9 protein-coding genes and 2 pseudogenes are annotated in these 12,886 nt (G+C 71.9%); 7 read left to right on the top strand and 4 right to left on the bottom strand.

Translation table 11 applies throughout. The features are described from left to right. The first annotated feature begins 3 nt into the window (after positions 1 to 3). The 4 genes and pseudogenes from thrC (at position 4) to paaN (ending at position 5,343) form a co-directional block, all read left to right on the top strand. The gene (thrC, locus tag ENC19_RS19395; RefSeq protein ID WP_164448549.1) at positions 4 to 1,290 is read left to right on the top strand and encodes a threonine synthase; all 1,287 of its coding nucleotides are present in this window, start codon (positions 4 to 6) and stop codon (positions 1,288 to 1,290) included. Between the two features lie 236 nt (positions 1,291 to 1,526). Next, complete coding sequence (locus tag ENC19_RS19390) at positions 1,527 to 2,546, top strand: GNAT family N-acetyltransferase (RefSeq protein ID WP_164448548.1); 1,020 nt, start codon at positions 1,527 to 1,529, stop codon at positions 2,544 to 2,546. A gap of 51 nt (positions 2,547 to 2,597) precedes the next feature. Then, positions 2,598 to 3,616, top strand: a pseudogene (locus tag ENC19_RS19385) (GNAT family N-acetyltransferase). A gap of 53 nt (positions 3,617 to 3,669) precedes the next feature. After that, positions 3,670 to 5,343: a phenylacetic acid degradation protein PaaN gene (gene paaN, locus ENC19_RS19380; protein ID WP_208020952.1), complete on the top strand. Its 1,674-nt coding sequence runs from the start codon at positions 3,670 to 3,672 to the stop codon at positions 5,341 to 5,343. Positions 5,344 to 5,362: 19 nt separating this feature from the next. Here the strand turns inward: paaN and ENC19_RS19375 are convergent, their stop codons facing one another. Then, a complete protein-coding gene (locus tag ENC19_RS19375; protein ID WP_164448546.1) occupies positions 5,363 to 5,893 on the bottom strand; it encodes a GNAT family N-acetyltransferase in 531 nt (176 codons plus the stop codon). A 210-nt stretch (positions 5,894 to 6,103) separates the two neighbouring features. Here ENC19_RS19375 and ENC19_RS19370 point away from each other — a divergent pair, with 210 nt between their 5' ends. From ENC19_RS19370 to groL, 3 genes are all read left to right on the top strand, one after another. After that, a complete protein-coding gene (locus ENC19_RS19370) occupies positions 6,104 to 6,307 on the top strand; it encodes a cold-shock protein (RefSeq protein WP_018787966.1) in 204 nt (67 codons plus the stop codon). A 129-nt stretch (positions 6,308 to 6,436) separates the two neighbouring features. Beyond that, positions 6,437 to 7,504 carry a hypothetical protein gene (locus tag ENC19_RS19365; RefSeq protein ID WP_164448545.1) on the top strand — a complete coding sequence of 356 codons (1,068 nt, stop codon included), beginning with the start codon at positions 6,437 to 6,439 and terminating at the stop codon, positions 7,502 to 7,504. A gap of 275 nt (positions 7,505 to 7,779) precedes the next feature. Beyond that, on the top strand, positions 7,780 to 9,402 hold the full coding sequence (gene groL / locus ENC19_RS19360) for a chaperonin GroEL (protein ID WP_164448544.1): 1,623 nt from the start codon (positions 7,780 to 7,782) through the stop codon (positions 9,400 to 9,402). A gap of 97 nt (positions 9,403 to 9,499) precedes the next feature. Here the strand turns inward: groL and ENC19_RS19355 are convergent, their stop codons facing one another. The 3 genes and pseudogenes from ENC19_RS19355 to ENC19_RS19350 all read right to left on the bottom strand — a co-directional run bounded on the left by ENC19_RS19355 (position 9,500) and on the right by ENC19_RS19350 (position 12,816). Further along, positions 9,500 to 9,742: a hypothetical protein gene (locus ENC19_RS19355; RefSeq protein WP_373688927.1), complete on the bottom strand. Its 243-nt coding sequence runs from the start codon at positions 9,740 to 9,742 to the stop codon at positions 9,500 to 9,502. Positions 9,743 to 9,893: 151 nt separating this feature from the next. Beyond that, a complete protein-coding gene (locus ENC19_RS31065) occupies positions 9,894 to 10,025 on the bottom strand; it encodes a hypothetical protein (RefSeq protein ID WP_268968058.1) in 132 nt (43 codons plus the stop codon). Positions 10,026 to 10,177: 152 nt separating this feature from the next. Continuing rightward, positions 10,178 to 12,816, bottom strand: a pseudogene (locus ENC19_RS19350) (S8 family serine peptidase). Positions 12,817 to 12,886 lie beyond the last annotated feature (70 nt).

Raw genomic sequence — 12,886 nt, 5'->3', positions numbered from 1 at the left:
GACATGACGTCGACGCTCGCCCCGTCCGGCATCGACACCGCCGCCAGCCCCGCTCGTGCCCTGGTCTGCCGGGCCTGTTCGGCCCGCTACCCGCTCGCCGCCCAGCATGCCTGTTACGAGTGTTTCGGGCCGCTGGAGGTCGACTACGATCCGGCCGTCCTCGCCACCGTCACCCGCGAGCAGATCGAGGCCGGCCCGCGCAACCTCTGGCGCTACGCCGCCCTGCTGCCCGCCGGCCAGGACCCGGCCACCAGGGTCACCCTCGACCCCGGGTTCACCCCGCTGGTGGCCGCCGACCGGCTCGCCGCCGAGTTGGGCGTCACCGCTCCGCTGTGGGTCAAGGACGACAGCGCCAATCCCACCCACTCCTTCAAGGACCGGGTGGTGTCGGTGGCGCTCACCGCCGCCCGCGCGCTCGGCTTCTCCCGGTTCGCCTGCGCCTCCACCGGCAACCTGGCCAACTCCGTCGCCGCGCACGCCGCCCGGGTGGGTACGCCGTCCGTGGTCTTCATCCCGGGCGACCTGGAGCAGGGCAAGGTCGTCACGACCGCCGTCTACGGCGGCGACCTGGTCGCCATCGACGGGTCGTACGACGACGTGAACCGGCTCTGCGGCGAACTGGTCGAGACCGACGAGTTCGAGGACACCGCCTTCGTCAACGTCAACGTGCGGCCGTACTACGCGGAGGGGTCCAAGACGCTCGGCTACGAGGTGGCCGAGCAACTCGGTTGGCGGATCCCCGCCCAGGTGGTCATCCCGATGGCCTCCGGTGAGCTGCTCACCAAGATCGACAAGGCGTTCAGTGAGCTGGTCGAGATCGGGCTGGTCGAGGCCCCGGCCGGCGGCTGGAAGGTCTTCGGCGCGCAGTCGGCCGGCTGCAACCCGATCGCCACCGCACTGCACGCGGGCACCGACACCATCACCCCGGTCAAGCCGACCGGGATCGCCAAGTCGCTGAACATCGGCGACCCGGCGGCCGGGCTGTACGCCCTGGAGGCGGTGCGCCGCACCGGTGGCTGGATGGACCACGCCGACGACGACGAGATCCGGGCGGCGGTGCGTCTGCTGGCGCGTACCACCGGGGTCTTCGCCGAGACGGCCGGCGGGGTGACCGTGGCGGTGCTGCGCAAGCTCGTCGAGTCGGGCCGGCTGGACCCGACCGCCGAGACGGTCGTGTTCAACACCGGCGAAGGGCTGAAGACCCTCGACGCGGTCGCCGGTGAGGTCGGTCCCACCCACCGCATCAAGCCTTCGTTGCGGGCCGCCCGGGACGCGGGCCTGCTGAGCTGAAGAACGGATGAGTAAGCGGCATTTCGCAGCCAGTGAGCGAAACACGCCGCCAGGGACTTGACGCCCGCAAACGGACGGCGCAAGATGCTCCGTGCGGGAGGGCGCTTCGCCGTAGACTTTCAGTCTTTACGACCCAGCGCCGGAGGCGTTGTGCGATCGTCCCTCCCGACCAACGTCCGAGCGGGCCAGCGAAAATTCGCTGGCCCGCTCGTCTGTCGCTGGCTCAGGCTGCCGGCATGACCATCACCATCACCTCGGTCGAGGCCGCCGACGAGGCGGCCGTCGAGCAGGCGTACCAGATCAGTGCCGCACAGGTGGCCGCCGATGAGCCGGACTTCCCGGCCCCGTGCCGGCAACGATTCGCTGCTCTGCTCCGCCACCCGATGCCGGGCTACGAAACCATCATGCTGCTGGCGCGGATCGACGGCACGCCGGCCGGTTTCCTCCGGCTGGACCTGCCGCAGCTGGACAACACCGAGAACGCCTCCGTTGAGCTGATCGTTCATCCGGCGCAACGCCGCCGAGGCGTGGGCCGAACGTTGGCCGAACATGGGCTCGGCCTGCTGCGCGAGCGCGGGCGTAGACGGGTGAGTGCGATGAGCCGGGCGGAGCTTGCCGGCGAGACCGGCCGTCGGTCGCCGGGTAACGCGTTCGCGGCGGCCATCGGTGCGGTCGACGCCCTGACCGACGTCCGGCGGCGCCTGACCGTCGCCGACCTGGACCAGGCGCGGCTGGACGCGCTGCTGGCCGACGCCCGGAGGCGGGCGGTCGGTTACGAGGTGCTGCGCTGGCGGGGACGTACTCCCGACGACCTGGCGGCCGACGTGGCGTACCTCGACGGACGGTTGCTGGCCGACGCGCCAATGGGCGACCTGGCGTGGGAGCCGGAGCGGGTCGACGCCGAACGGCTGCGCGGCACGGAGCTGGCGCTGGATGCGCGGGGCCGGCGGCGCTACCACGTCGGCGTCCGCCACGAGGCGTCCGGTCGACTGGTCGCGTGGACGCTGCTGGACGTCGGTGCGTCCGCGGACTGGCACTCGTTCCAGCAGATCACCATCGTCGACCCGGAGCACCGGGGCCATCGGCTGGGCCTGCTGTCCAAGATCGAAAACCTGCGACACCTGCTCGCTCACGAGCCCGCCGTGCGGGTCATCGACACGTTCAACGCGGCCAGCAACGACCACATGATCACCATCAACGAACAGCTCGGGTTCCGGGTGCGGGACCGGTGGAGCAACTGGCAGCTCGACGTGTGACCGGCGGGAAATCCGGTGGCGGTGCCCGCCGGTCGGCGGCAGGCTCGCGCCATGGCCGTCACCGTCACGCCGTACGACTCCACCGACGAGGCAGCGCTCGACGCGGCGCACCGCGTCGTCGCGGCGGCGCAGGCCGTCGACCTGCCCGACCTGCCGGTGGGGGACCGGGCCGAGTTCGGGCTCCTGGTCGCCCATCCGCCGCACGGCAACGTGATCCACCAGGCGCTGGCCCGGCGGGACGGCGAGGTGGCCGGCCACCTGCGGATGCGGCTGCCGCAACTGGAGAACACCGGCATCGCCACCGTCGAGCTGACGGTGGACCCGGCGCAGCGGCGGCAGGGGTGGGTCGGGCGCTGCTGGCGTACGCCCGGAAGGTGGCCGCCGAGCACGGCCGGCAGCGGTTGATCGGTGAGACCCCGGGGCCACTGCCCGACGGACCGGGGCGGGCGGCGCCCGGTGCGGCCTTCGCGGCGGCGGCCGGAGCGCAGGCCGCGCTGGCCGAGGTGCGGCGTCGGCTGGACACCACGCGGCTCGACCGGGCGGCCCTGACCGCCCTGCACGATGCCGCCCGCGCCCGCGCCGCCGGCTACCGGACGGTGGCCTGGCGGGGGCCGGTGGCCGAGGAGTACGTGGTCGACGTCGCGCGGCTGGAGAGCCGGCTGCTCGTCGACGCGCCGACGGGCGATCTGGTGATCGAGGCGGAGCGGGTGGACGCCGCGCGGTTCCGGGAGATCGAGCGGATCCAGCGGCTGCGGGGGCGACGGCGCTACCACGTCGGCGCGGTGCACCAGGCGACCGGCCGGATGGTCGCCTGGACAATGATCGACAGAGGTCCGTCCACGCCGTGGCACGCCTGGCAGGAGATCACCATCGTCGACCCCGCACACCGGGGACACCGCCTCGGCCTGCTCGTCAAGGTGGAGAACCTTCGGCACGCGCTTGTCCACGAGCCGGCCCTGGCCGCGATCGACACCTGGAACGCGGCGGTCAACGATCACATGATCAGCATCAACGAGCAGCTCGGGTTCCGCCCGGTCGACGCCTGGACCGACTCGCAGCTGACCATCTGAAGTTGTGACACACCCCTACTGATCTGAGGGCTTCGTGTTGCATGATGGCGGGCATGACGGATACCCCGCACCCCCTCTACGCCAGGCACGCCGAGACCCTCAACCGCGCGCTGACCGCGATCGCGGAGCGGGGATACTGGTCCGCCTACCCGGAATCACCGAGCCCACGGGTGTACGGCGAGACCGCCGCGGCCGACGGCAAGGCCGCCTTCGAGGCGTACCTGGGCGCGGACTTCCCGCTCGACCAGCCGAGCGACGGCGACCGGGTCACCACCGAGCACAGCCCGTTCGGCGTTGCACTGAACGTGCGGTACCCGCACGCCGACGCCGACCAACTGGTCGCCGCCGCGTCCGCCGCGCTGCCGGCCTGGCGGGACGCCGGCCCGCAGGCCCGGGTGGGTGTCTGCCTGGAGATCCTCGACCGGCTGCACAAGAACGTCTTCGAGCTGGCCAACGCGGTGCAGTTCACCAGCGGTCAGGCGTTCGTGATGGCCTTCCAGGCCGGTGGCGCGCACGCCCTGGACCGCGCGCTTGAGGCGCTGGCCTACGCGTACGCGGAAATGACCCGGCACCCGGGCACCGCCGGTTGGGAGAAGGCCGCCGGCAAGGGCGACCCGCTGCGGATGTCCAAGACCTTCCACGTGGTACCCCGGGGCGTGGCCCTGGTCATCGGCTGCAACACCTTCCCGACCTGGAACTCGTACCCGGGTCTGTTCGCCTCGCTGGTCACCGGCAACCCGGTCGTGGTCAAGCCGCACCCGCGCGCCGTGCTGCCGCTGGCCATCACCGTCCGGTACGCCCGCCAGGTGCTTGCCGAGGCCGGCTTCGACCCGAACCTGATGATGCTGGCGCCCGAGGCCCCGGATGAGAAGCTCGCCTCGACGCTGGCCCTGCACCCGGCGGTCCGGATCGTCGACTTCACCGGCTCCACCGAGTACGGCGACTGGCTGGAGGCCAACGCCCGCCAGGCGGCGGTGTACACCGAGAAGGCGGGGCTCAACACGGTGGTGATCGACTCCACCGACGACTTCGCCGGGATGTGCCGCAACCTGGGCTTCACGCTGACGCTCTACAGCGGGCAGATGTGCACCACCTCGCAGAACATCCTCATCCCCCGGGACGGCATCGACACCGACCAGGGCCACAAGAGCTTCGACGAGGTGGCCGGCGGCATCGCCGCGGCGGTCGGCAAACTCACCGGCGACCCGGCCCGGGGAGTGGAGCTGACCGGGGCGATCGTCAACGACGGGGTGCTGGAGCGGCTGGCCGAGGTCGCCAAGGTCGGTTCCCCGGTGTTGGAGTCGCGTACCGTCGAGCACCCGTCGTTCCCGGACGCCGTGGTGCGTACGCCGACGATCGTCAAGCTGGACGCGGGTGACACCGCGACCTACTCGCGGGAGTGGTTCGGGCCGATCTCCTTCGCCATCGCCACCGACTCCACCGCGCACAGCCTGGAGATCCTGCGCTCGACCGTGGGTGCGCAGGGTGCGCTCACCGCGGCGGTCTACTCCACCGACGACGCGGTGCTGGACGCCACCGAGGGGGCGGCGATCGAGGTCGGGGTGCACCTGTCGGCCAACCTGACCGGCGGCGTCTTCGTGAACCAGTCGGCGGCGTTCTCCGACTTCCACGGCAGCGGCGCGAACGCGGCGGCGAACTCGGCGTTGACCGACGGGGCGTACGTGGCGAACCGGTTCCGGATCGTGCAGAGCCGTCGGCACGTCTGAGGTGTGAGGAAGGGACGGTTCAGGCAGCCCGGCGCATTTGGAGTTCGCGCAGGGCGGGGATGTTCGGGTGCGGTACCCGGACACCGGTGTCGACGAATCCCAACCGCTGGTAGGCCCGGTAGGCGCGGTCGTTGCCGACCACCACCTCGAGCATCAGTTCGGTGCGTCCGCAGGCCCGGGACCAGCCCGCCACCCCGCTCACCAGTTCCGCGAGCAGGCCGGTGCGCCGCCAGCCCGGGGTGACGTAGACGGCGTAGAGCACGGTCACCCCGGGCTCGGTCGGGTGCGCCATCCCACCGGCGTGCCCGACCAGCCGGCCACCCGGATCCGCCACGAACTGCGCCGTGTCCGGGCCGGTGGAGACCCGGGCGACCCGGGCGGCGTACTCGGCGTGCGGTCGGGCCGCGGCCTCGGCGATCGTCTCCAGGAACGCCAGCGGCGCGTCCGCGAGCATCTCCAGGCGCAGCGCGCGCATCCGAGCCGCGTCGGCTGGTTCGACCCGGCGGATGACGGCCCGGCGCACCCCGGTTCCGTCGGTGACGTTCGTCATGCCCGCATGCTTATCACAATGACGTACGACGATACGGGAGACTGTAATACGCCCGATTTGTGGTCGTGCGCCGTCGTCACTCCTCGTGTAGCGTGCGATTTCGGTCACCCGTTTCAGCGGTCGTCGCGATTGCCGAAACCGGTGGTTTCCGGGTGCCGGTGCGCCGGCGACCCGAAGTAGTGGAACGCCGTGCAGAGTGAGGAAAACACCGTGGCACAAGGCACCGTGAAGTGGTTCAACGCCGAAAAGGGCTACGGCTTCATCGCCGTCGACGGCGGGCAGGACGTCTTCGTCCACTTCTCCGCGATCGAGATGGACGGCTACAAGGCGCTGGACGACGGTCAGCGAGTGGAGTTCGAGATCGCCCAGGGTCAGAAGGGCCCGCAGGCCGAGCGGGTACGCCTCATCGCCTGAGCGCGGACGACCCACCCCAGGCGACCGATCGTCGTCGAAGGTGGCGTGACCATCGCCGGAGGGGGCTGCGGTGCCGGTGCCCCACAAGGAAAGATCATGGGCCGAACCAGCCGTCGCTGAGGAGGTTCCATGTCCGACCAGCCGCCCCCGACAGGTCCGTCCTCCTCGCCCGCGGACCAACCGCCGCCGCCCGGGCCGCTCGATCCGCCGCCCGGTTCCGGACCGCCGCCGTACGACGCGCAACCGGGTCATCCCGCGCAGCCGCCGCACGTCGGCATGACGCCGTATCCCGGTCAACCGCTGTACCCGGGACAGCCGACCTATGGCTGGCACCACCCCGCAGGCTACGGTCTCGATCCCGCGGACGCCCTGGTCACCCCGCCCGGGGTCGGACTGGGCGGCTGGTTCGCGCGTTGTGTGGGCGCCGCCCGCCGGGGCTGGCGACAACTGCTGCCGATTCTCGTCCTCACCCAGGTGCTGCCGGCCGCGGTGCTGTCGGTACTCGCGCTGGCCGTGGACCCCTCGGCGCGCTGGGACAGTCAACTCACCAGCGACTCCGCCGCGCTGCCGGCGAACTTCTGGACGGATCTCGCCACGCTCCTGTTCGTGCTGGTCGGTGGCAGCCTGCTCCTCGGTCTGATGCAGTCGGTCGGCTGGGCCGCCGGCACCTGGTTGATCACCCGCCAGGCGGTCGGTGAGCAGGTCGGCTCCGCCGCCGCGCTGCGCTACGGAATGCGCCGTGCGCTCGGTCTGTGGGGCTGGACGCTGCTCGTCACCCTGATCGTCGTCTTCGGGTTCTGCCTGTGCTTCCTGCCCGGCGTGTACGCGGTGTTCGCGTTGGCCTTGGCCGGCCCGGTCTACCTGTTCGAGCGGCACGACCCGCTCAGCAGGTCGCATCGCATGCTGCGTGACCGGCCGGGCCTGCTGCTCGGCCGGGTGGCCCTGGTGGGCGCCGCGGTGGTAGGTCTCTCACTGGTGGCGAGCCTGATCGAGTCGCTGGCGATCCTGCCGTTCGGCGCCACTCCGCTGGACTCGCCGGGTACGACGGTGGGTGTGGTGCTGACGATCGCGGCGGTCGCGGTGCTGACCCTGCCGGCGTACCTCGCGCAGCAGGTCGGGCTCGTGGTCACCTACGCCGAGCAGCGGGCGCACGAGGGCCCGGTGAACGCCAACCAACTGGCGGCCGAACTCGGCTGACCCGGGCCATCGTGCTTGCACTCGGCAGGGCAGAGTGCTAAACAAGTCATTGGCACTCGCATGGCGTGAGTGCCAGCTGGTCGGGACGGTGGGGCTGCGGTCGCGCCCGTGACATAACCACGGGTGAGGCACGTGGCCGGTCGTCGCGGGCTATCCGGCCCGGCCGAGGAGACGTCGCCGTCGCCAGGTGGCGACGTCCCAAGGTGCGTACACCAGACGGCCCATCCGGGGCACACACTCGGGTGGCCCGTGAGTGTCCAGGAGGACAACGCCGTATGGCCAAGATGATCGCGTTCGACGAAGAGGCGCGCCGCGGCCTCGAGCGGGGCATGAACCAGCTCGCCGACGCCGTGAAGGTGACCCTCGGCCCCAAGGGCCGCAACGTCGTGCTCGAGAAGAAGTGGGGTGCCCCCACCATCACCAACGATGGTGTGAGCATCGCCAAGGAGATCGAGCTCGAGGACCCGTACGAGAAGATCGGCGCCGAGCTGGTCAAGGAGGTCGCCAAGAAGACCGACGACGTCGCCGGTGACGGCACGACGACGGCGACCGTCCTGGCCCAGGCACTCGTTCGCGAGGGCCTGCGCAACGTGGCCGCCGGTGCCAACCCGATGGCCCTGAAGCGGGGCATCGAGGCTGCGGTCGCCAACGTCTCGGAGGAGCTGCTGAAGCTCGCCAAGGACGTCGAGACCAAGGAGCAGATCGCCTCCACCGCCTCCATCTCCGCCGGTGACACCAGCGTCGGCGAGATCATCGCCGAGGCGATGGACAAGGTCGGCAAGGAAGGCGTCATCACCGTCGAGGAGAGCAACACCTTCGGGCTGGAGCTGGAGCTCACCGAGGGCATGCGCTTCGACAAGGGCTACATCTCGGCCTACTTCATGACCGACCCGGAGCGTATGGAGGCCGTCTTCGACGACCCGTACATCCTGATCGCGAACAGCAAGATCTCGTCGGTCAAGGACCTGCTCCCGATCCTGGAGAAGGTCATGCAGGGCGGCAAGCCGCTGCTGATCATCGCCGAGGACCTGGAGGGTGAGGCCCTGGCCACGCTCGTGGTCAACAAGGTCCGTGGCACCTTCAAGTCGGTCGCCGTCAAGGCGCCGGGCTTCGGTGACCGCCGCAAGGCCATGCTGACCGACATCGCCATCCTCACCGGTGGCCAGGTCATCAGCGAGGAGGTCGGCCTCAAGCTGGACGCCGTCAGCCTCGACATGCTGGGCCGCGCCCGCAAGGTCGTGGTGACCAAGGACGAGACCACGATCGTCGACGGTGCCGGCGACGCCGAGCAGATCCAGGGCCGGGTCAACCAGATCCGGGCCGAGATCGACAAGAGCGACTCCGACTACGACCGGGAGAAGCTGCAGGAGCGGCTGGCCAAGCTGGCCGGCGGCGTTGCGGTGATCAAGGTCGGCGCGGCCACCGAGGTCGAGCTCAAGGAGCGCAAGCACCGCATCGAGGACGCGGTCCGCAACGCCAAGGCCGCCGTCGAGGAGGGCATCGTCCCGGGTGGTGGTGTCGCGCTGGTGCAGGCCGGCAAGACCGCCTTCGACAAGCTCGACCTGGCCGGCGACGAGGCGACCGGCGCGCAGATCGTGAAGATCGCGCTGGACGCCCCGCTGCGGCAGATCGCCGTGAACGCCGGCCTCGAGGGCGGCGTCGTGGTGGAGCGGGTCCGCAACCTCGACTCGGGTCACGGCCTCAACGCCGCGACCGGCGAGTACGTCGACCTGCTGGCCGCGGGCATCATCGACCCGGCCAAGGTGACCCGTTCGGCGCTGCAGAACGCCTCGTCGATCGCCGCGCTGTTCCTCACCACCGAGGCCGTCGTGGCGGACAAGCCGGAGAAGACCCCGGCCGCACCGGCTGGCCCGGGCGGCGGGGACATGGACTTCTGAGTCCAGCTCCAACGCCGGAAGGGGCGGGCCGCGTCAGCGGTCCGCCTCTTCCGCTGTCTCGATGTCCTGGCCCTGGTCGGCGGTGGCCGCTCGTCGACTACGTCGGCAGCGGCCGCTGGTTTCGGCGCTTCCGCGCCCGGTCGTACGGCGGGCGGTGCTGAACCGGCTCGTCCACCAGGATGAGGGGCTCCTCGGGTGGCTCGTCCACTCCGGTCATCTCGGCCAGTTGTTCGGCGTCGCCGTGGTCGAGCCGGTCGATCGGCAGTTGGCCGGGGAGTCCGTCGACCGTGGCCCAGGTGGCCGGTGGGGCTTCCCGGGCCTGATCGTCGTCCATGCTCATGGCTGCCTCCTCTACCGAAAACGGTAGGGCGCGCCGGGCAGTGGGAAGGGCGAATGGCGTTATCGGGATCCATTTCGTTTAATGCCGCTTTTGGCCGCTTTTGGCCCTGCGGGCACGCCAGCGACCCGCTCCGCCGTGAATGCGGCCCGGGTCAGGGCGGTCCGGTGACGCCACCGCGTTGGCCGAACGGGTCGTCGGTGGCGGACCTGGTGACCACGTGGACCACCCCGCAGCAGAGTGCCACGACGAGAGCCGGTACCCCCAGCAGGATCAGCAGGGCCATGCCCCGCCACCGGGCTGTCGACGATGTCCGGAGAGGAGCCGCCGACCCGGACGAATGACCGTGCATGAAGCCGCAAGATAGCAGGTCCGGAGGGGTCAGATAACCCCTCGGGCGAGTACCGCTCGCGTCGGGGTGTGATCGGTCGTGGGCGATCAACCACGCGCCGCCGAGACGGCCGCGTACGCGTCGACCAGGCCGGCGCCGACGAGGTTCGCCGGGCCGCCGCACTCGTCGGACCGGTTCCGGGGGGAGTCGCTGGTCTCGATCGGTTCGGCCGTCTCGCGCAGGATCCGTCGCGTCCGATCCAGGTCGCCGACGAGTTCCGGATTGGCCGACCACATCAACGCGGCCACCCCCGCCACCTGCGGGGTGGCCATCGAGGTGCCGTCGAGCACGGCGTACCCGCCGCCGGGCATCGCGGAGATGACCTCCGCCCCCGGTGCCATCAGATCCGGTTTCGTCGTCCCGGTGGCCGTCGGACCACGGGACGAGAAGGCGGTGACCCGCCGCCGGTCGTCCACCGCACCGACGGTCAGCACATCCGGGTACGGCGCGGGCGGATCCTGCACGGAGCCGCAGAACGGGCCGGTGTTGCCGGCCGCCGCGACGACGAGAATCCCGGCGGCCTCCAGCGCCGCTGTGGCCGGCTGCAGCGCCCGAGGATCGCACCCCTCGATCGGTGGGCAGCCCCACGAGTTGGTCAGGATCTCCGGTGCCCGGGCGGGCCGGCCCTGCCGGAACGGGTCACCGCCCGGCGGGAAGGGCGCCAGCATGAACTGTAGGCAGTCGAGGTAGGCGGCGGGGTTCCCCAGGTTGCGGTCGAGGTTGACGCAGCCGACCCACTGGGCGCCGGGAGCCACGCCGATGCCGTCCCGCCCGACGGCGCTGCCCATCGTGTGGGTGCCGTGTCCGCCGCGGTCGGTCGGTGCCCCAGTGCCGTTCCACGGGTCGAACCATGAGTCGTCGCCGCCTCGGAAACCCTGGGCCAGGGCCGGGTGCCGTCCGTCCACCCCCGAGTCGGAACTACCCACGGTCACCCCGGCGCCGGTGACGCCGAGTTCGGACCAGACCCGGTCCGCGCCGATCATGGTGATGTGCCACGGCGGGCCGGACGGGGCCGGCGCGCTGCCGGTGGCGCTGTCGGCGGGCGCCGGCAACGGGCGCAGGCGTTGGCTGACCAGTACCCGGGCCACCTCGGGCCGGCTGGACAGCCAGGCCCGTACCGCCGGCCCGCCGGCCACCTCGATCGCGTTCACCAGGTAGTAGGGGGTGTGCGGCAGCCGGGCCCGGCGCAGGTCCGCCGCAGGTCGGCCTGGGTCCGGTCGGCGGTGTCGACCAGCCGCCGGTAGACCTCCCCGGCGCGCGCGTCCCGGCCGGCCCGACCTGGCCCGCCGCTCACACCGCTCAAATCCGCCTGTTCCCGCAGCAGTACGAAGAGCCGCTCCCCGTGCAGCCCCGGCTGGCCGGCGACCGAGCCGACCAGGCCGACCGTGACGAGCAGCGTCAGCGCGCTCGCCGCGGCCAGCGCGCGGCTCGGCGTGCGGGCCGAGCGTCGCGCCAGCAGCAGGCCGTATCCGACCGCGAGCACCAGTCCGACGGCGAGTCCGGCACCGGTCGCGGCGGCGACCCAGAAGGGCACGTCGCGGGTGCCGACCAGCAGCAGGCTGACCTCCTCCGGATCGGTGAAGGCCAGCGGGCCGAACACCGAGCCCGACCAGCCAGGCCGCCGGTGCCCGGCCGCCCGCCCTGGCCGGATGGCGGGCCACGACATCTCCGGTTGCCGGCTGGTCCGGCACCGGGCCAGGTGCCAGGTGGGCGACGCCGCGTCCGGCCGCCGGCCGGCGGCTCATGGCCCGCAGCGCGGCCAGCGCGAACCCGGCCGGCGGCAGCGTCACCAGCAGCGGCAACTGCGCGCCGGAGTGGCCGGTGCCGGCACCCACCAGCAGCAGCACCACCCCGGCCACGAGCCCGCCCAGCAGCACCAGCCGGGCCGGTCGGGGCGGTTCGTCGGCGTCGAAACGACCCCAGAACCGGGCGTCGAGCAGCGTCGCGGCCAGCGCGCCGACGGCCGCCGCGGCCAGCCCGGCGAGGACGGTCTCCAGCAGCCCGCCGAGCGCGCCCCACCAGACCCAGGGCAGCAGCAGGGCGAGCCCGGCGGCCATCGCGAGCAGGGCCGCCACCGAGGGACGTACGTCCAGTCGTGCCGGTCGCCCGACCGCCATCGCCTCCGGCCCGGTCCCGTGTCCCGGACCGCCGGATGGCAGCCGGTCCGGCTGATCCGGAAGGCCGACATGCTCTCCGGCCCCGCCGACGGGATGGTCGTGACGGCCCGGGACGGGGTCGGCCAGCCGTGCTTCGTCGGCCCGGCGGCCGGGGCCGAGGACGTGGGACGGCAGCCGGGCCGTCACCACCGCCAGCAGCACGGCCACGAACGCCAGCGCGGCGAGGTACGCCTCGTGGTGCACCGGGGGATCGTCCGCAGCAGCCCGAGCAGGCCGAGCGCGAGCGCGCCGGCAAACCACACCCGGCCGGTGACGCGGACCGCCGCCGAGCGGGGAATGAGGGCCAACGGCAGCGCCGCCGCGGCGACCAACAGCACGGTGAGCAGGCAGACCACCGGCCAGAGCGGCACCAGCCGGTCCAGGCCGCCGATCAGGACCACCTGGTCGACGGCCCAGCCGCCGGTCTGCGCCAGGACCGTGACCGTGACCGTCCAACAGCCGGCGAACACCGCCGCGACGATCGCCCAGGGGCTACCGGTCGAGCCGGGTGTGGTGGGTTCCGCCCGCATCCGCACACAGTACGACGCAGCCGCCCGGTCGTCGGGACGGATCTGCCGGGCGACTGGTCGGGGTGCCCGG

This window comes from Verrucosispora sioxanthis, assembly GCF_010560025.1.
GTDB lineage: Bacteria > Actinomycetota > Actinomycetes > Mycobacteriales > Micromonosporaceae > Micromonospora > Micromonospora palythoicola.
This window is presented reverse-complemented; position numbering and strand designations above follow the sequence as displayed.

Bases quoted from the DNA above. Each gene is read 5' to 3' on its own strand.
- thrC (WP_164448549.1), top strand. From the start codon at position 4: ATGACGTCGACGCTCGCCCCGTCCGGCATCGACACCGCCGCCAGCCCC.
- ENC19_RS19390 (WP_164448548.1), top strand. From the start codon at position 1,527: ATGACCATCACCATCACCTCGGTCGAGGCCGCCGACGAGGCGGCCGTC.
- paaN (WP_208020952.1), top strand. From the start codon at position 3,670: ATGACGGATACCCCGCACCCCCTCTACGCCAGGCACGCCGAGACCCTC.
- ENC19_RS19375 (WP_164448546.1), bottom strand. From the start codon at position 5,893: ATGACGAACGTCACCGACGGAACCGGGGTGCGCCGGGCCGTCATCCGC.
- ENC19_RS19365 (WP_164448545.1), top strand. From the start codon at position 6,437: ATGTCCGACCAGCCGCCCCCGACAGGTCCGTCCTCCTCGCCCGCGGAC.
- groL (WP_164448544.1), top strand. From the start codon at position 7,780: ATGGCCAAGATGATCGCGTTCGACGAAGAGGCGCGCCGCGGCCTCGAG.
- ENC19_RS19355 (WP_373688927.1), bottom strand. From the start codon at position 9,742: ATGAGCATGGACGACGATCAGGCCCGGGAAGCCCCACCGGCCACCTGG.
- ENC19_RS31065 (WP_268968058.1), bottom strand. From the start codon at position 10,025: ATGGCCCTGCTGATCCTGCTGGGGGTACCGGCTCTCGTCGTGGCACTC.